The 19,527-nt window shown below is 37.4% G+C and carries 18 protein-coding genes; 7 read left to right on the top strand and 11 right to left on the bottom strand.

Annotated features, from left to right (window positions below; all coding sequences use genetic code 11):
• Positions 1-69 precede the first annotated feature (69 nt).
• Positions 70-942, bottom strand: a complete 873-nt coding sequence (locus MHB74_RS04560) for a Cof-type HAD-IIB family hydrolase (protein ID WP_061677884.1) — start codon at positions 940-942, stop codon at positions 70-72.
• 134 nt (positions 943-1,076) lie between these two features.
• On the opposite strand from MHB74_RS04560, the gene MHB74_RS04555 reads away from it, so the two are divergent.
• Positions 1,077-1,694 (top strand): DNA-3-methyladenine glycosylase, encoded by a 618-nt coding sequence (locus tag MHB74_RS04555; RefSeq protein WP_061677883.1) that lies wholly within the window; start codon positions 1,077-1,079, stop codon positions 1,692-1,694.
• A 61-nt stretch (positions 1,695-1,755) separates the two neighbouring features.
• On the opposite strand, the gene alsD is transcribed toward MHB74_RS04555, so the two are convergent.
• Complete coding sequence (alsD, locus tag MHB74_RS04550) at positions 1,756-2,514, bottom strand: alpha-acetolactate decarboxylase (protein WP_061677882.1); 759 nt, start codon at positions 2,512-2,514, stop codon at positions 1,756-1,758.
• Positions 2,515-2,530: 16 nt separating this feature from the next.
• Complete coding sequence (alsS, locus tag MHB74_RS04545; protein ID WP_061677881.1) at positions 2,531-4,219, bottom strand: acetolactate synthase AlsS; 1,689 nt, start codon at positions 4,217-4,219, stop codon at positions 2,531-2,533.
• Between the two features lie 400 nt (positions 4,220-4,619).
• Here alsS and MHB74_RS04540 point away from each other — a divergent pair, with 400 nt between their 5' ends.
• Entirely contained in the window at positions 4,620-5,180 is a 561-nt protein-coding gene (locus MHB74_RS04540) for an HAAS signaling domain-containing protein (protein WP_061677880.1), read from the top strand.
• A 17-nt stretch (positions 5,181-5,197) separates the two neighbouring features.
• Positions 5,198-5,794, top strand: coding sequence for an NDxxF motif lipoprotein (locus MHB74_RS04535; protein WP_061677879.1), 597 nt, complete (start codon positions 5,198-5,200; stop codon positions 5,792-5,794).
• A 41-nt stretch (positions 5,795-5,835) separates the two neighbouring features.
• Here the strand turns inward: MHB74_RS04535 and MHB74_RS04530 are convergent, their stop codons facing one another.
• Both MHB74_RS04530 and MHB74_RS04525 read right to left on the bottom strand, forming a co-directional pair.
• Positions 5,836-6,192, bottom strand: a complete 357-nt coding sequence (locus MHB74_RS04530) for a YlbF/YmcA family competence regulator (protein ID WP_000164617.1) — start codon at positions 6,190-6,192, stop codon at positions 5,836-5,838.
• A 142-nt stretch (positions 6,193-6,334) separates the two neighbouring features.
• Positions 6,335-7,471 carry a DUF445 domain-containing protein gene (locus MHB74_RS04525; RefSeq protein WP_061677888.1) on the bottom strand — a complete coding sequence of 379 codons (1,137 nt, stop codon included), beginning with the start codon at positions 7,469-7,471 and terminating at the stop codon, positions 6,335-6,337.
• 134 nt (positions 7,472-7,605) lie between these two features.
• Here MHB74_RS04525 and MHB74_RS04520 point away from each other — a divergent pair, with 134 nt between their 5' ends.
• Both MHB74_RS04520 and MHB74_RS04515 read left to right on the top strand, forming a co-directional pair.
• A complete protein-coding gene (locus MHB74_RS04520; RefSeq protein ID WP_061677878.1) occupies positions 7,606-8,658 on the top strand; it encodes a YheC/YheD family protein in 1,053 nt (350 codons plus the stop codon).
• Positions 8,659-8,678: 20 nt separating this feature from the next.
• The gene (locus tag MHB74_RS04515) at positions 8,679-10,139 is read left to right on the top strand and encodes a YheC/YheD family endospore coat-associated protein (protein ID WP_061677877.1); all 1,461 of its coding nucleotides are present in this window, start codon (positions 8,679-8,681) and stop codon (positions 10,137-10,139) included.
• A gap of 16 nt (positions 10,140-10,155) precedes the next feature.
• On the opposite strand, the gene MHB74_RS04510 is transcribed toward MHB74_RS04515, so the two are convergent.
• A complete protein-coding gene (locus tag MHB74_RS04510; RefSeq protein WP_061677876.1) occupies positions 10,156-10,401 on the bottom strand; it encodes a hypothetical protein in 246 nt (81 codons plus the stop codon).
• A 401-nt stretch (positions 10,402-10,802) separates the two neighbouring features.
• Between MHB74_RS04510 and sasP the strand changes: the two genes are divergently transcribed.
• Complete coding sequence (sasP, locus tag MHB74_RS04505) at positions 10,803-11,006, top strand: small acid-soluble spore protein, SasP family (RefSeq protein ID WP_000013349.1); 204 nt, start codon at positions 10,803-10,805, stop codon at positions 11,004-11,006.
• Between the two features lie 204 nt (positions 11,007-11,210).
• On the opposite strand, the gene MHB74_RS04500 is transcribed toward sasP, so the two are convergent.
• From MHB74_RS04500 to MHB74_RS04480, 5 genes are all read right to left on the bottom strand, one after another.
• Entirely contained in the window at positions 11,211-11,945 is a 735-nt protein-coding gene (locus MHB74_RS04500) for an amino acid ABC transporter ATP-binding protein (protein WP_061677875.1), read from the bottom strand.
• 28 nt (positions 11,946-11,973) lie between these two features.
• Positions 11,974-12,672 carry an amino acid ABC transporter permease gene (locus MHB74_RS04495; protein WP_033655982.1) on the bottom strand — a complete coding sequence of 233 codons (699 nt, stop codon included), beginning with the start codon at positions 12,670-12,672 and terminating at the stop codon, positions 11,974-11,976.
• Positions 12,659-13,456: an amino acid ABC transporter substrate-binding protein gene (locus MHB74_RS04490; protein ID WP_000732853.1), complete on the bottom strand. Its 798-nt coding sequence runs from the start codon at positions 13,454-13,456 to the stop codon at positions 12,659-12,661. The genes MHB74_RS04495 and MHB74_RS04490 overlap by 14 nt, the downstream gene beginning before the upstream one ends.
• A gap of 271 nt (positions 13,457-13,727) precedes the next feature.
• Positions 13,728-15,728, bottom strand: coding sequence for an ABC transporter ATP-binding protein (locus tag MHB74_RS04485; protein ID WP_061677874.1), 2,001 nt, complete (start codon positions 15,726-15,728; stop codon positions 13,728-13,730).
• Positions 15,725-17,485 carry an ABC transporter ATP-binding protein gene (locus MHB74_RS04480; RefSeq protein WP_061677873.1) on the bottom strand — a complete coding sequence of 587 codons (1,761 nt, stop codon included), beginning with the start codon at positions 17,483-17,485 and terminating at the stop codon, positions 15,725-15,727. Before MHB74_RS04480 ends, MHB74_RS04485 begins: the two co-directional genes overlap by 4 nt.
• Positions 17,486-18,071: 586 nt before the next feature.
• Between MHB74_RS04480 and gapN the strand changes: the two genes are divergently transcribed.
• Positions 18,072-19,511 (top strand): NADP-dependent glyceraldehyde-3-phosphate dehydrogenase, encoded by a 1,440-nt coding sequence (gene gapN, locus MHB74_RS04475; protein ID WP_061677872.1) that lies wholly within the window; start codon positions 18,072-18,074, stop codon positions 19,509-19,511.
• Positions 19,512-19,527 lie beyond the last annotated feature (16 nt).

Below are 19,527 nucleotides of genomic sequence, written 5' to 3'. Positions count from 1 at the left end.
ATATTAATAGGTTATTCGACTAAAGAGATTGCAAACAAAAAAACGTAGCCAAAAAGCTACGTTTTTCTTTCATCGTTTCGGTTCATTTTTATGATTCTTCAAAAACGGAAGCGGGAATTGCTTACGGAAATGTTCTTTAATCATATATTCTACGCCGTTCTCACTATTTGAACGTGTAATCCAGTCGGCTGCTTGCTTTAATTCTACAGGCGAGTTCCCCATCGCTACACCAAGCCCTACATTTTCAATTACTTCTAGATCTTCTAAACTATCTCCAATCGCAACCATTTCATTTAGCGAAATATTTAAATGCTCTCCAAGCAATTGTAATCCACGTAATTTTGATACATTTTGCGGCAAAATTTCTATTCGTTTTGAATCACACTCAACATACTCTACATCTTGGAATGCTTTTCGTAATGTATTTAGCCCTCGTTCTTTTTCACCTTTACTTTGGAAAATAACATCAATTTTTGGTGCCGCTACTGGATGATCACGAAGCGCATCACCTAACGAGTCTACAAACTGAACCGGATAAAATAACGGATCTGCGCTTGATAATACAGTACGAGCAATTAAGTTCGGTGTATTTCTCTCACGATTTCCGATTGAAAACCGTTCATGAGAAATGCGGACGTTACAATCGAAGTGCTCTAACACTTGCACAATGTTAAACGTCTTCTCTTCCGATAATCTTCTTTGAGCGTACGGCTTATCTAACGTTGCTGAAACGAAAGCACCGCCATGTGTTACTAATATAGAATCTAATTTTAACGCCTTTGCAACTTTATGAGCGGATTGAAAATTACGACTCGTAAATAATGTAACGTATACATCTTTTCTTTTCACAAATTCAATCGTTTCTCGTAATCCTTTTGCAATTTTTCCGTTGTTGTATAGTAGTGTCCCATCTATATTAAGAGCTAGTAAGCGATAAATCATGTCGCACTCCCCCTCTTCGCTGTTGTACTCTATCCATAATTTATGAAATAAATGTAGCAAATAGAACGAGTTAGAATTACTACTGAAAATTTGGTTTACTATATACATATACACTCAGTAAAGGAGATAGTACAATGCAAGCACCACCTTCCTTTTATGAAGGCGATACGTTAGAAGTCGCAAAGAAATTACTTGGGCAAAAACTTGTACATATTGTAGACGGAGTAAAACGAAGCGGAATCATTGTAGAAGTAGAAGCATATAAAGGTCCGGATGATAAAGCCGCGCATAGTTACGGCGGCAGACGAACAGATCGTACAGAAGTCATGTTTGGCTCACCGGGACATGCTTACGTATATTTGATTTACGGTATGTATCATTGCTTCAACGTCATTACAGCACCAGTTGGCACCCCGCAAGGCGTTCTCATTCGAGCCCTTGAACCAGTAGACGGAATAGAAGAAATAAAATTAGCACGCTACAACAAAACAGACGTTACAAAAGCGCAATATAAAAATGTAACGAACGGCCCTGGCAAACTATGCCGTGCCCTCGGAATTACGTTAGAAGAACGAGGCGTATCGTTACAAAGCGACACATTACATATTGAACTCGTCCGAGAAGAAGAACACATGTCATCACAATATAAAATAACAGCAGGACCTCGTATTAACATCGACTATGCAGAAGAAGCTGTACATTATCCGTGGCGTTTTTATTATGAGGGGCATCCGTTTGTTTCAAAGAAATAAACGATATCGACTTACCGACAAATAAAAGAAGACTGTTCCACAATGGAACAGTCCCTCTCTTTTACTCCGCGCCTTCCGCAGTCGCAATATTATCCTCTAAGTTTTCTCTTGATAATTCAGCTGTCATAAAGTCAGCTGTTTCTGGAAGTGCTAAATGCATATGAGCTTTTTGACAAATTTGGATCGTACAGTTTTCTACAACATAATCGAAAACATGTCCGCCCCCGCTTCTTGCATCATCAATGTAATGTAAGTGGAAACCAGCTACACCAATACCTTGCGCGTAATCAGGTGTCCAAAATCCAGCAAGCGTACCTTCTGTATGTTTAAATGAAAAAATCGGTTGTGATTTCGTCACTTCAACAAGTGGTGTATACGGTTTTTCTTGCCTTGGAACAGTTCTCGTTCTTACTTCACGGAACGTACCGTCCATTCGAATAGCGTAAAATAAGTTTTTACTCGGCATCAATTCATGTAATAAAGATTCCACTTCTTCACGATTCATCGGGTGCTCTACCGTATAACTCATTTCTTTTTCAAAAAACGTTACTGTAGCAAACGGTGTTGTTTCTTCTGGTTCTACTTTTTCTGCTGAACCGTCTGAACGTAAATGATAAAATTCGTTATCAAATGCAATCATTTCACCATCTAATTGATCAAATGTGCCGATGCCGAAATCACCACGTTCTTTCAATTCCTCAAAGCTGATCACACCATCATATATACCATCTAATAGCGCAAGCATTGTAGATGTTTGATATACTTCATTACTCGTTTTCGTTCTTTTTGCATCAATATCGATTAATTGCGCAACAGTCATCTCAAATCTGCCTCCATTAGTTTAATTGGTTTGGTAATAATTTTTCGCTTAATTTAATGTTATCACGGTAATCGATTGGAATATCAATGATGACAGGGCCGTCTGCTGCTAGTGCTTCTTTTAATACACCTTCTAATTCATCAGGCTTGTTAACACGAAGACCTAACGCCCCGAAACTTTCCGCATATTTCACAAGATCAACATCGCCAAACTCTGTAGCTGATGTTCTACCGTATTTCATCATTTGTTGGAATGCAACCATATCATATGTACCGTCTCTCCATACAAGATGTACAATTGGCGCATTTAAGCGTACCGCTGTTTCTAATTCCATTGCTGAGAATAAGAAACCACCGTCACCTGATACGGAAACTACTTTTTTACCTGGCTCTACTAAAGTAGCAGCAATTGCCCAAGGAAGTGCAACACCTAACGTTTGCATACCGTTACTAAATAATAATCTACGTGGTTCATAAGAACGGAAACATCTCGCCATCCAAATAGAATGGGAACCGATGTCACATGTAACAGTTGTATCGTCACTAATTAAAGAACGAAGTGTACGAATGACTTGAAGTGGATGCGTAACACCTTCTGAAGCACGATTTGGAACTTCTGCTTGTTCTGATAATTTCGCGCGTAATCGCTCTAACACTGCTTCTGATTTCGTACTTAACACAAGTTTCGGTAATTTTTCTGCGATGCTATTTACAGTTAAAGCGATATCGCCAATTAATTCACGCTCTGGTTGGTAATCGTGGTCGATATCTGCTTGATGGTCATCAAGATGAATAATCGTTCTGTCTCCAAGTTTATTCCAGAATTTCGGATCGTACTCAATTGGGTCATAACCGATCGAAATAACGAGGTCTGCTTCTTCTAATAAAATATCACCTGGTTGGTTACGGAATAACCCAACACGGCCGAAGAAATGATCTTCTAACTCACGTGAAATTGCACCAGCTGCTTGATATGTTTCAACGACAGGAAGTTCTGTATCCGCAATTAATTCACGAACAGCTTTCGTCACTTCATTTGTGCTCGCTCTCATACCGAGTAAAATAACCGGTAATTTCGCTGACTTTATTTTTTCTACTACATATGTAATTTCATGTGTGGGAGCGATTCCAAGCTGTGGCTTAGAAAGCGCACCGATAGACTCTACAGTCGTTTCCGCAGTCATAACGTCTTGCGGAAGACTTACTAAAGTAGCCCCTGGATTTGTGGAAGTCGCACTTCGGAATGCATTTGATAATGCTTCTGGCACATTATCAGGATGCTCTACTTCTACGCTATATTTTGTGATTGGTTCGAATAGTGCAGCATTATCCATAGATTGATGCGTACGTTTTAATCGATCCGTACGCGGAACTGCACCAGCTAAAGCAACAACGGGATCACTCTCCGCATTCGCAGTAACAAGACCTGTCGCTAAATTTGATGTCCCTGGTCCTGAAGTTACAAGACATACGCCCGGTTTCCCTGTTAATCTACCAATAGCAGCTGCCATAAATGCTGCGTTTTGTTCATGACGACAAACAATTAACTCTGGTCCTCTTTCTTGCAGTACATCAAATACAGAGTCAATCTTCGCCCCTGGAATACCGAAAACATGTGTCACACCTTGTTTAATTAAACAATCAACAACAAGATCTGCTCCTTTTGTTTTTGTCTTCACGTCGTTTGCTTTTACACCTGTACTCAAACTAATCATTCCTTTATTTCATAATGTGTGTAATAAAGATTTTTTAATTTCACCTAGTTAATTAATGTGGTGAAGTATCGTTTATCATTATAGTACAAATGCATTATTTTTCCAACAATATGAATTTGAAAGTTTTTTGACAACCATTAGAGAATACGCTTACAACCCTTTGCTTATCCTAAAATAATATTTTTATATCTCCTCTAAAAATATACGGAAAACTTTCATCTCATCACAGTATTAAAAACTTCACAGTACCTTGCAAAGAACACTAGTAAATGATATATTTGTAAATATTGGAATACCCATTAATTGGAACGTATCTTGTATTTCGTATCCTCCCTTTCAAAAGATAGGATTCTCAGCTTTCATTCATCATTTTATAAAGGAAGTGATTGTTATGAACAAAAATGAATTTTTGGAACAACTTCATTCTTCCCTACGGAATATGCCTAATGTAGAAAAGAAAGATATTATTTCGGAGTATGAAACTCATTTTATCAGTGGTAAACAAGATGGAAAATGCGAAGAAGAAATTGCTAGAAAACTAGGAAACCCTAAAACGATCGCGAAAGAACTTACTGTTTCCTATGCAATAAGCAATGCTGACAAGAAACGAAGCTTTAAAAATATGATAACCGCACTATTTTCTGTTATGAGCTTAAGTGTTTTAAACTTTGCCTTTATCATTATCGCCTTTTTCGTATTACTCTTTTTATTACCGATTCTTCTAGCACTTATCATTGCTACTCCATTATTAATCATCTCACCTATTTTATTAATAGGGTTAGGATTCTTTAAAGGGTTTCATCAAATTAGCTATTCCGATGTTTATAATGTGTTTATCGCTTTTTGCAGCGGTTTACTCATATCTGTCATATGTTATCAAATGATAAAACATCTATACGCAACTTTAGTTAAGTACTTGAAATGGAATATAGCTATTTTACAAAGACACTAATGCAAAAGGAGATTAAGATGAAAAAGTATATTTTATACCCACTCACGTTACTTACAATTTTATTTCTATCAGCTTGTTCAAACAGTGCAGAACCTAAGGAAGAAAACGATGTACAATCTATTAAAGATGTTACGGTTAAAATTCCAGAAACTATATTCACTTCCTCAAAAAAGAATGAAACGATTAATGAAGATGAAATGAAACAAAATATAAAAACGTATTTAGATTATAGCGGAGATTTAGACGAAAACATCGTTCCACTTTCGTCAGCCATGTCTGACGAGGAAGTCACGAAATCCGATCGGGAGAAATTAAAACAACTAGTAAATCTAGCGCAACAAAACGATGCGAACTTCCTTAATTTTATTAGTAACAATACGATCCCCGAGGATTACAAACAGCCTTCGAAGGAAATTCATGATTACATTTCAGCGTCTACGGCACTTTCAGTAGAACTAGAGCAAGAATTAGACAAACTCGCGCAAGATGGTAACTTATTCAAAACTGATTTTTCTTTTACAAAACGCTTTGAGCAAGTGAATGGTAGGAAGCAAAAAAAAATTGAAAAGTTTTTGAAGGAGAAGAATATTGAGACTGAGTATTTCCGCAAATAACAAACAAAAAAGACGCCCCTATACAGGGGCGTCTTCCACTATTACGCTTGTTGTTGCGCGTTATATAAATCTTCAAGTGGCTTCATGATAATTTTGTTAACGTCAGTGATAACGATGTTTAAACGTTGTTCAGTTTCCATTAACTTTGTGATTTTAGCATCTTGTTGAATGCGAGCTACAACTTCTTGTGCTTTTTGGTTATCTTCTTCAGAGATTTCTTGACCTTGCATCATTTTTTGTTGTAGGCCAAGTTGCATTGTACGGAACTCATCGAATAAGTTCTTTGAAGCAGTATCAGCTTGAACTGCTGCGTAGCTTGCTTTTAATGTTTGGAAATCTTCGTTTTCTGCGATTGCTTTTTGTAATTCATATGCAACATCATGAATGTTTTTTGTCATTTTATTTTTCCTCCTTTAGAAGGCTAGCGCTTTTCACTCGCACTGCCTTTTAAGTGCATTTACATACGCACCTCTTCTTACCATATCAAACTATGCAAGAGATGTGAAGAAATTTCACTTTTATTTCTATGTACTCTTCTTATTATTTAAGAAACAACAGTAACAGTCCTTGCACGAGTCCAATCATCCCGCCTAATAAGGCACCTAAATACGTAATCATTTTCAGTTCATTTTTTGTAATGGATAGAACTAAATCTTCTAGTCTCTCTGTTGAAAATGTGGATACTTCCTGCTGCACAATTTCCGCAAGATGGAGATTTTTTAATATACTCGCTACGTTTTTTGTTCCCCACTTCAAGCCTTTCGTTACTGCGCTCGGGACTACCTTTTCCTTGATTGTTTCTCGAACTGGCTCACATACTTGCTGCACAGATTGGTTTAAAAACTTACTTACTGTTTCCTCCACTTTAACTGCTGACAATATGGAGCTTACAATCATTTCTTTTTCTACAAACGTTTCTACTTCTTTTACATCTCTTCCTTTTAACTTCTCCCACTCTTTTTGCAGTACATCAGTTAAAAGCTGTTTTGTGCCATCTTGCCCTAAAAACTTAATAACCTCTGGCTGCACACGATCCACTACACTTACATTACCTAAAAACATTCCGACTAAGTTAAGCAGCGTTCCCCTAGAAGCAAAGAAATCATCAACCATTTTTGAAAGACGTGCTTTCCCTTCTTCGCTTTCAAAAAATTGAGTTGCTCGTCCTAAAATAAACGCCGAAACGTTCGGGATCGCATTCTCAATTTTTTCATGAACAGAATGAGGTAAAGCCTGTTCCCATGTATATGTATAGTACTCTTCTAAAAATGCCTGAATTTTTTCTGTAATTACATGCTCGATTTTCTCGTTTGCTTCTTTTTCTACATGCGCTACGTTCCATTTTTCTAACATTTGTCGTAACGACTGTTCATTCGTCATTACTTTATCCACTTCTACTTGCGCCCAGCGAATTAAACCTTTTTGGAACTCTTCATTTGTTAGCTTCTTTCCGATTCCTTCTGGCGTTAACAAATGCTCGACAACCATTTTTCCTAATTGAACAGCAAGCTCATCGCGGCGCTTCGGAATTAATCCTGGTGTAAATGGAACTTGAAACTTCCCAATATAAATAGGGCGATGCGGACGAAATAACATTTTTATCGCTAAATGATTTGTGAATCCCCCAATAATTGCTCCGAGCCCTGTCGTCGTTAACATACTTAACCATATATTCATTACAATCAACCTTTCGCTTCTCCAAAACTATAGCATATCATCATACGGACAAAAGTATAATGTTATAAAAACGTATTTGCAATATATAGCTTCGCCTATTGTGCCAACATTTTGTTAGTAAAGGAGTGATTTCGTTGGTTCTCGGTATTTTAACTTCTCACCCTCATTATGAGCAAACGTATTACACCGAAATCGCTAAACGCGCTCGGCTTTATCATAATGTCGTTGCCCAGTTTACGCCATTTGGTATTGATCCTAAAACAGATCTTATTTCTGGTCTGATTTATGATACTGATACAGGAAAATGGAAAGAGCAAACATTCCCTATTCCTTCTTATATATACGATCGTTCTTCTTTTAACGAGGAAACAGACTCCGAAAAAGCAAAGTCAATTATTCACTCATTACACAACCGTCCTACCACTACCTTTTTAAATAACACACTCATTGACTTAAGCGAACTACATGACGTATTTCTCACGAATAAAAAATTATCTCCTTATATACCAAAATTTGAAATAGCGACAATCCAAAACATTTTCAAACTGTTATTAAAAACAAAAGATATTATTATACGTCCTACTCATACACATTCCAATGAAAGTCTGTACCGGATTGCTTACAAAAATAAAACGTTTCATATCGATACGATAAATGATGACTATCATACTTCTACTCCAATCAAGCGGACAGATGAATTTATATCTTGGTACAAATCTAATATACGATCAGCACGTTACATCACCCATATCATGCTACAGCCACCAAATCAATTAACATACCCACTCCATATTCGAACCATTTTGCAAAAAAATAAAGAACAGAAGTGGCATGCTATCGGCCAATTTATACAAAAAAGCTCATTTCCGAATCAACTTTTACTTTCGGCAACGGATGATTCCTCACTGCATTCATTTTCAAAAATTAAATACGTACTATCTAGTACCGGTGTTCAACTATTACAAGACGCTTTACAAGACATTATAAATGAAGTGTTTCAAACATTAGATCAATCTTATTCTTCGTTATTCGAGCTAGAGCTTTCCACCATTATGGATCAAAAAGGGGCAATTTGGCTTATGTATGTCAACACGATTCCCCCATACGAACATTACATTCGTCATAGTGATTCATTAGCCGAAAAAATATATCACGGACCATTAAAGTTTAGTCGCTTCACACCATAATGAAAGGGGGTAAACCCATTTTGAAAGAGCACATATATACGTTAAATATTTCAGATGAGCATCCAAATAGCATTACTTTACCTTATATTTTTTCCATTACACCACCCATTACATCCCTTTCCTTCGGCGTACGCCATGTTGCAAGTGAAGAGGTAAAAATTCATTATTCCTTTACTCGTGAAATCATTATCGGACAACAAATTGCAGAGAAACTTTTGCTTCCTCATTCCACTACTATCCATGCATTCACGCAAAATGAAACAATTATTTTCGGACCATTAATCGGGATTTTCACAACTGGTTTTAACGATGACTCTTCTAACCCTTTAGGAAACCGTTCAACTTCTCTTGGCGAGTTACTAACGCCGCCATTCACCTTGCGACCATTTGTATTCGTTTTTGGTGTGCAACATATAAACTGGGAAGATGAAACAATTGAAGGCTATTTTTTTCAAGAGGAACAATGGATCAAGAAAAAAGTACCTTTCCCGAATGTCATTTATGACCGCTTACCAAATCGGAAAGCCGAAAATTATAAACCAATTGTAAGAGCAAAAAGAAAATTAGAGCATGACTATGCGATTCCATGGTTTAATCCAGGTTTTTTTAATAAATGGGAAGTGCATCAACTTCTTATGAAAGATGAGTCCATTATGCCATTCTTACCGAACACAGAAACATTTCAACACTTCGAACAAGTAGAGCGGTTTCTCGGTACGTATAAATCGATTTACATGAAACCGATTCACGGCAGCTTCGGGAGAAATATTCACCAACTATTTTATTCTCAAGCAGAGAATTGCTACTACTGTCGTTATCGCGAAAATGAAGAAAACAAACTAAGAAAGTATCAATCATTAGAAACGCTTCTGAACCATGTATTAAAAGGACATGATTTAAAAAAGTTTATCGTACAACAAGGTATTTCCTTACTTCGCTTCGATGGGCAACCGGTTGATTTCCGCATTCATACAAATAAAAATCATTTCGGTCAATGGATTGTCAGTGCAATCGTTGCAAAAATTGCTGGCAAAGGTAGCTTAACAACACATGTAAATAGCGGTGGCGATACAAAATTACTACAAGAACTTTTTCCTGATTCAACGAAACAAGTTCAAATTGAAAATAAATTAAAACAAACTGCCTTACAAATCAGTTACGCGCTTGATGAACAAGTAACCGGAAATATTGGAGAAATTGGTTTTGATATCGGTTTAGACACGCAGGAAAACCCGTGGCTCTTTGAAGCAAACTCTAAACCCGGGCGAACTGTATTCCAAGATGAAAAGTTAAAAGAACAAAGTGAACTGACGCGCCAATTATTTTACGAATATGCCATCTACTTAACTGAACATTCTTTGCGCGATGCAAAAGAAAAAATGTCTCAAATAAAATCAGAGGCTCCCTCAAACACCGAACATATCCCTTCCCCTATGATTCACTCACAAATACGAAAACAAAAACTTCCACCTCATTCATAAGGTGGAAGTTTTCTATTTACACAAGCTTTACTACAACTTCTGTTTCCACATTACATATCCCGCAATAAAAAACATGATTGCAATACTCTTGTGAATTACTATGTGTTAAACCATCTACTGCACTTAATAATTCTTGATCCATATACGCACTATAATCGTCTATGTAATCTACAGTTTTCCCATAATCTTGGAGTATACCTTCGCAATTTTGACAAGAATATGTTTGTGATTCTAATGCGTTGCAAAGCGGGCAAATTCCCATCACGATTCCTCCATGCATTATCATTTACAAGCTGATTGAAGAGAACATCTAGCCGTGCATAGGAGCATTTTGTTCCACTCCTATTCAAAATAGAACTATAAAGTTAATGGTTTGCCCCACAATAGCGGGATACAAACAAAAAAACATATTTCAAATCGCTCTTAGTTTAGCCTTCTTTCTAAAAAATACAACGATTACTCTTATTTCATACTTTACGAAACCACTAAGATTTTTTTACAAAATTTACAAATTATTATTTCGTATATCTTTCTAGGTAACATCCATACTATGAGTACAAACTTAATTACCGATGGATTAGCGCCAAACGGGGCGATAATCTGGTTCAAATCCAGCTAGTCCAACCAAAAAAATTTTTATAACTCTAAGGAGGATATATTCCTATGGCAAACCAAAGTTCTTACAATCAATTAGTAGTACCAGGTGCAACAGCTGCAATCGATCAAATGAAGTACGAAATCGCTCAAGAATTTGGTGTACAATTAGGAGCAGATTCTACGGCTCGTGCTAACGGTTCAGTTGGTGGAGAAATTACAAAACGTCTAGTTGCAATGGCTGAGCAAAGCCTTGGCGGATTCCAAAAATAAATATATATGGCAAAAAGGTCTCAAGGCATATGCCTTGAGACCTTCCTTAGTTTATCCCGCTTTAATGGGCAGTAAGACCCCCACCTCAAAATTCAGCGAAAGCGAAGAAGTTAGGTGGGGATCGGGCTGCCCATAAAAGTCCGATTGGTGAGGGCTGATAATCAGTGGGGGATGAAGAAAACCCCCACTGATTAAAGTTTCACTTTATTGCAACATTTGTAAAAACTTCTTCGTGCGTTCTTCTTTTGGATTTGTAAATACATCTTCTGGTGTACCTTGTTCGACAACGACACCGCCATCCATGAAAATAACACGGTTCGCAATTTGATGTGCAAAGCGCATTTCGTGCGTTACAATCACCATCGTCATGCCCTCTTTCGCAAGTTCTTTCATTACTTTCAGAACTTCTTGAACGAGTTCAGGATCAAGCGCTGACGTTGGCTCATCAAATAGTAACACTTCCGGCTCCATCGCAAGCGCGCGAGCAATTCCAACGCGCTGTTGTTGTCCGCCTGATAATTGGAACGGATATAAGTCTACTTTATCCGCAAGACCAACTTTTTCAAGGAAATAGTTTGCTTTCTTCTTCGCATCTTCTTTCCCCATCTTTTTCACTGTAACGAGCCCTTCCATGACATTTTGAAGTGCTGTTAAATGCGGGAATAGATTATGGTGCTGGAATACCATACCTGTTTGCGTACGAAGGTTAACAATATCTTTCTTCGATACTTTTTGAGAGAAGTCGAGCTCTTTATTACCGATACGAATATTACCAGCGTTCGGCGTTTCTAACACGTTGAGACAACGCAGGAATGTCGTTTTACCAGATCCAGATGGCCCGATAATAACAACAACCTCCCCCTTCTCAACTGATAAATCTATATGTTTTAGTACAGTATTATCTCCGAAACTTTTTTGTAAATGTTGAATTGAAATCATAAAAACAAAAACTCCTTTTATGAAAGGGTTATTTTAGAGTGTAACGTTCTGAACGTTTTTCTAATATTTGTTGCACAATAGATAATAAGAAGCAAATTACCCAATAAATAAGACCTGCTTCGAAATAAACAATTAAAAATTCGTAGTTCATTGCCGCAATTTCCTGCGCTTTTCGGAACATTTCTGTTACTAAAATTAACGATGCTAATGAAGTATCCTTCACTAAGCTAATAAATGTATTCGAAAGCGGCGGGATCGATACGCGCGTCGCTTGCGGTAAAATAACACGTTTTAGCGCTTGCGGATACGTCATTCCAATTGTGTAAGCTGCTTCCCACTGCCCTTTCGGAATGGAAAGAATTGAAGCACGAATAATTTCAGATGCATATGCACCGACATTTAATGAGAATCCAATAACTGCTGCTGTATATGGCTCAACTTCAATATTAAGAGTTGGAAGACCATAGAAAATAATAAATAACTGTACAAGAAGTGGCGTTCCGCGAATGATAGATACATAGATACGAGCAATCCATTGTAAAATACGACTACCTGAAATACGTGCAAGCGCCGTTAACGTCGCAAGTATAATCCCGATAATAAATGTAATAAGCGTTAATGGAATTGTCGTAAACACAGCTTCCTTCAGCATAGGCATGAAGGAAGACTGCATAATATCTATCCACGTAGACAATCGATCTGAAACCAACGCACTACTTAGATACATTTTCGCCGAACCATTTTTTCGCTATTTTGTCATACGTACCGTCTTTTTTCATATCTTCTAACGCTTTATTTACTTCTTGTACTAGCTTGTCGCTACCTTTACGGAATAAGAATCCACTTTGTGACGCTTCTTTTTCTGTATCTACAATTTTAATTTTTGCATCTTTTTTCGTTTCTAAGTAGTTTAACACTGATAATTTATCATTAATTGTGAAATCAACGCGGCCAGTGTTTAACAATTCTGCTGCTTGGCTAAAGCCTTCTACATTCGTAATTTCTGCGCCATTTTTCTTAGCAATATCCGCATAGTTACTTGTTAAAGATTGTGCTGCTTTTAATCCTTTTACATCAGCAAATGTAGCTGGTTTATCTTTATCCTTTGCAATAACTAATACCGCTGAAGATGAAACGTATGGGCTAGAGAAATCATATTTCTTTTGACGATCTTCACGGATACCAACTTCATTCGCGACCATGTCGAAACGTTTTGCATCTAGACCAGCAAGTAAGCTATCCCATTGTGTTTCTTTAAATACAGGTTTTACCCCTAAACGTTTTGAAACTTCTTCTGCTAATTCAACATCAAATCCAGTTAATTTATTGCTTGAATCGTGGAATGTGAACGGTGGATATGTACCTTCTGTTCCAATTACAAGTTCACCACTTTGTTTTATCTTTTGTAACGCATCTTGACTAGCTGTATCTTTTTTCTCTTCTTTACCGCAGCCCGCTACAATCCCGATCGCTAATGTAGTTACTGCAAGTACTGAAAATAATTTTTTCATGATGGTAATCCTCCAAGTATTCTGATAGGAATTTAAAAACTATATTGATTGTATGCAATCTTGAACAATTTTTCAATGAAAATGTTCTTATTTAGTTTATCCTTTTTCTTCATAATCAAACAAAAGGGGAAAATAACGCTACATACAAAAAATAAGTAACATTTTTTAATATAGCATTTATAAAGAAAAAGGTAAAACAATACTTCTTATTTAACTGCCCTGATTCACTAAAAAAGAACTTGTGAAAATCACAAGTTCTCCTCCATACATATTAAGCGCTCTGATTACCTTCCATTTGCGTTTTGTACATATCGTAATAACGCCCGCGCTTTTTCATTAACTCATCATGAGAGCCTTTTTCTAAAATCGTTCCTCTATCGAGCACAATAATTTGATCTGCGCTTTTAATTGTTGAAAGTCGGTGAGCGATAATAAATGTCGTTCTCCCTTTTTTCACAACTTCTAGTGCTTGTTGAATCATCGCTTCTGTCTCCGTATCGATACTAGATGTCGCTTCATCTAAAATTAAAATGGCCGGATCAAAAGCAAGTGCCCTAGCAAACGATATAAGCTGACGTTCTCCGGTTGAAAGTGTACTTCCTTTCTCCGTAATTTCTTCATTTATATTGTTCGCAAATCTTTCAGCACCAACATCTCGCAATGCTTTTACGATGCGATCTTTTGAAATGTTTTCATTCTCTAAGCTAACATTAGATGCCACTGTTCCGCTAAATAAAAACGGATCTTGTAGTACGATTCCCATATGTTCACGAGTTGCTTGTTTCGGCATCTCTTTTACATCGTGACCGTCAATCGTAAGCTTTCCTTTTTCAAACTCATAAAACTGGAAAAGTACATTCATAATGGAACTTTTTCCTGATCCCGTATGACCGACAAGCGCTACTGTCTCGCCTTGTTTCGCTTCAAAAGAAATATTTTTTAACACTTCATCTTTTCCATTATAAGAAAACGACACATTATCAAACTTTACATTTCCTTGTAAGCGAGGCATACGTTCCTCTTCTACAGCTTCTCCTTTTTCCTCTAACAATTCAAAAACACGTTCTGACGCAACACGTGATTGTTCTAAGTTAGCAAGCTGATTTACCATATTTGTAATCGGAGAGAACAATCGTGTTAAATAATCAACGAACGCATACAGTATCCCTAAAGAAATGACACCTGAAGCACTTAATGAAGCACCACCGAAATACCAAATCACACCTGTGAAAGCGATATTTCTCAATACAGACACTAAGTTATGCGAAGTTGCTGCATTTAAATTTAAAATTTTATTTTGATACTTAAAATAATCGCCATTTAATTCTTCAAACTCTTTCTTCGTTTCACGCTCTTGACGGAACGCTTGAATAATTGGCATTCCTTGAATGGATTCATTCACTGTTCCGTTAATATCAGATAAACGTGAACGCATTTTATGATTGTATACAGACGCATACTTTCTATAAAGAATTGCCCAAACGATTAAAATCGGGATGATAAGTAAACATAACGTCGCCAATTTTACGTCGAGTAAAAATAGCGCAGCAAATATCCCGATAATATAAATGATACTAGAAACGAATGTCGCAAGCACCGTTACGTATAAATCCCGAATAGCTTCCGTATCATTCGTGACACGCGATACAATTTTCCCTGCTGGTAAATGATCGAAATACCGAATTGGCAACGTTTGAATATGAGAAAAGACATCTTCCCTCATAATTTGAATAATTTTGTTCGCTGCCTTCTGTAAGAAAAATTGCTTTCCGTATGCAAATAATGAAACGACTACTAATAAAGCGAAATACCCACCACCAAGTAGAAGTAGACGGTTTATTTCTGGCTTATAAAACGCAAACACTTCTTCTTTCGTTAATGCTTTCGCTTTATATACTTGCACCGCCTTACCATTTTGAACGGTAATCATATCACCTTTTACAGTACGTGATCCTTCAGCATTCACTTTATTCGGCACAAAGTAATATTGAAAACCGACTTGCATCACACGTACTTCTTTTCCTTTTTTCTCACCTTGTTCAAAGCGATCACTTCGCTTATAAAAGGTACCGTTATACGGAACAGCCTCTTCACTCTTTTCTGTTTCATACCAAGGTTTCTCTATTCCAACGATATGATCGTCAATCATCGTTTTTGCGACGAAAGGACCAGCAAGCTCTGCGATAACGAAAATAAATAACATTAGCATCGCTGCAAATATCGTCCCTTTCACTTTCATCGCGTATTGAAACAATCGTTTTGAAACGCTCATATTTTCACCCCACTATCCGCACTTTCACTTTCCCCTTGTTGTCTTTCGAACTGCTCAGCATACCAGCCTCCGCTTTTAATAAGCTGATCATGCGTACCTTCTTCCATTACTTCGCCCTCATCCATAACGAGAATCCAATCCGCATGTTGTACAGCTGATAAACGGTGCGTCGTAATAATTGTCGTTTTCCCGCTTCTTTCTGTTCTTATATTTTCAATAATCGCTGCTTCCGTACGGGCATCAACAGCTGATAAAGAATCGTCCAAAATTAAAATTTCCGGATTTTGAATCACAGCTCGCGCAATTGAAATCCTTTGTTTTTGCCCTCCTGATAAAGAAACACCCTTCTCTCCAACGAGCGTTTCTAACCCTTCTGGTAAAAACTCTAAATCCTTTGTAAACGCCGCAATTTCAATCGCTTTATCGAGTTCTTCTTCCGTCGCTTCTCTGTTTCCGAATAAAATATTTTCCCTCGCTGTTTTTGAGAACAAAATATGTTCCTGAGGTACATACCCAATCCAGCCGAGTACATTTTCATTCGTTATGTTATTTAACGTCACATCAGAGACTGCAATATCCCCATCTCCAAGCGGATATTGACGAAGAAGCTGACGTACGAGCGTCGTTTTTCCACTTCCTGTTTTTCCAACAACCCCAAGCGTTTCCCCTTGTTTTAATGTAAATGAAACCTTCTTTAAATTTGTTTCAGTTGATGAAGGATATGAAAAGGTAACATCATCAAACTGAATATAATCCGGCTCTTGTACAAGCTTGGGATTTTTCGGATCCTTTACATCTGGTTCATACGCTAACGTTTCATTCACACGGTCGAGTGAAGCATTTCCTCGTTGCATAACATTAATTAATTCGCCAATTGCAAACATCGGCCAAATCATCATCCCTAAATACACGTTAAATGAAACAAGTTCACCAAGTGTTACCTTTGATTGAAATACAAGATACGCGCCATACACTAAACCAATTAAATAACTAAGACCAACAAGCATTTTCACAGTTGGCTGGAATAATGCATCGATTCTAGCTACTTTCATATTTTTTTCGTAGACGTCATCTCCTAAATGATGAAATCTTTCCTGATCTGCGTTCTCTTGTACGTACGCACGAATAACGCGCACGCCAGCGATCGATTCTAATACTTTATCGTTCATATCACCGAACGCATCTTGCGCAACTGTAAATCTTTCATGCAATTTCTTTCCATATATATTCATCGCATACGCCATAATCGGAAGCGGTATAAGTGCCGCAAGTGTAAGCTCCCAACTAATTGTAAACCCCATCATAAAGACAATCGTAAGCATATATAAACTCGAATCTACGAGCGTTAATATACCGAAACCGGCTGTCATAGCTATTGCTTTTAAATCATTTGTCGCTCTCGCCATTAAATCACCAGTACGATTCTTTTGATAAAACGTCGGTGTCATTTTAAGTAAATGCCCCATAAATTTAGAGCGCATCGTCTTCTCCAGTACGAATGCTCCCCCAAACAACTGATGTTGCCAAACGAAAGTAAGACCATATCCAACGATCGTAACCCCTATTAAAATAAGAATTGATTGCATAATTGCTTCGTTCGATAACGTTCCTGTTTTTATGTTATCAATCGTAACCCCTAACACTTTCGGGGGAATAACTTCAACTATATTTACAATTAAAAGAGCTCCAATGGCGATACTATATCTCTTCCACTGCTCTTTAAAAAACCATTTTAACTTTAGTAATACTGATAACAATGTAACCTCTCCCTTCTCGTACTCGTTTCCCTCTCATTTCTTTATCCACTATCCAGACCCATCACATTTACATTTCGTAATCCATACAATCTCATCACATTTTTCCACCTTCCAAAGTTTTATATAGTAACGTGGAAAACAAAAAAAAGCATACCGCCGCTTGACGATATGCACAGAAATGCATAAAAAGCGTACGTTACGATATACGCAACGTACGCTTTTTATAAGACAAAGATGCCCTATATATCCGTACGGGTTGCGTAATGATATGAATGTTTTCTGCCATTTAACAGAGCTAAGTTCATTACATTTACGATTACAATCATTACGCACACCCCCTTCATTTATTTTCCATTTATAATCTTACAACTTTATTGAGTATTCTGTCAATTATTTTTTTACACGCCGAATAAAAACACACGCTACATCCGTTTGAAATAAGAGAATCTTCTGTAAGAAAGGGCATACAAAATAAAAAAAGAATAAGAAATCGTTTTCACAAACATTTCATTTGAAAAATGTTATCAAACCCCCTACAATCACCTTATACTCACTCTTACAAGTTGCTATTTTAGGAGGACTAATCATGACAACTAGCAATACGTACAAATTTTATTTAAACGGAGAATGGAGAGAAAGCTCTTCAGGAGAAACAATCGAAATTCCATCTCCATACTTACACGAAGTAATTGGACAAGTACAAGCAATTACTCGCGGAGAAGTAGATGAAGCAATTGCATCTGCAAAAGAAGCTCAAAAATCATGGGCAGAAGCTTCTCTACAAGATCGCGCAAAATATTTATATAAATGGGCTGATGAGCTCGTAAATATGCAAGATGAAATTGCCGATATCATTATGAAAGAAGTCGGTAAAGGATATAAAGATGCGAAGAAAGAAGTTGTTCGTACAGCTGATTTCATTCGTTACACAATTGAAGAAGCTCTTCATATGCACGGAGAAAGCATGATGGGCGATAGCTTCCCTGGCGGAACAAAATCTAAACTTGCGATCATCCAACGCGCACCACTTGGTGTTGTATTAGCAATCGCACCATTTAACTACCCAGTAAACTTATCTGCTGCAAAACTTGCACCAGCATTAATTATGGGTAACGCTGTTATTTTCAAACCAGCAACTCAAGGTGCAATTAGTGGTATTAAAATGGTGGAAGCACTTCATAAAGCTGGCCTTCCAAAAGGTCTTGTAAACGTAGCGACAGGACGCGGTTCTGTAATTGGTGACTACTTAGTAGAACACGAAGGCATCAATATGGTATCGTTCACAGGTGGTACAAACACAGGTAAACATTTAGCGAAAAAAGCTGCAATGATTCCACTTGTATTAGAACTTGGTGGTAAAGACCCTGGTATCGTTCGTGAAGATGCTGACTTACAAGATGCTGCAAACCACATCGTAAGCGGTGCATTCTCTTACTCTGGTCAACGTTGTACAGCTATTAAACGTGTACTTGTACACGAAAACGTAGCAGACGAGCTTGTTAGCTTATTAAAAGCACAAGTAGCTGAACTATCAGTTGGATCTCCAGAACAAGACAGCACAATCGTTCCATTAATCGACGATAAATCTGCTGACTTCGTTCAAGGTTTAGTTGATGACGCTGTTGAAAAAGGTGCAACAATTGTTATCGGTAACAAACGTGAGCGTAACTTAATTTACCCAACATTAATCGACCACGTAACAGAAGAAATGAAAGTTGCTTGGGAAGAGCCATTTGGCCCAATCCTTCCAATCATCCGTGTTTCTTCAGATGAGCAAGCAATTGAAATTGCTAACAAATCAGAGTTTGGCTTACAAGCAAGTGTCTTCACAAAAGACATTAACAAAGCATTTGCAATTGCTAACAAAATCGAAACTGGTTCTGTTCAAATTAACGGACGCACAGAGCGTGGCCCTGACCACTTCCCATTCATCGGTGTAAAAGGTTCAGGTATGGGCGCACAAGGTATTCGCAAGAGCCTTGAGTCTATGACACGTGAAAAAGTAACTGTATTAAACTTAGTTTAATCTCATATGTAGAAGC

The organism is Bacillus sp. FSL K6-0069, from assembly GCF_038007785.1.
Taxonomy (GTDB): Bacteria; Bacillota; Bacilli; order Bacillales; family Bacillaceae_G; genus Bacillus_A; species Bacillus_A mobilis.
This window is presented reverse-complemented; position numbering and strand designations above follow the sequence as displayed.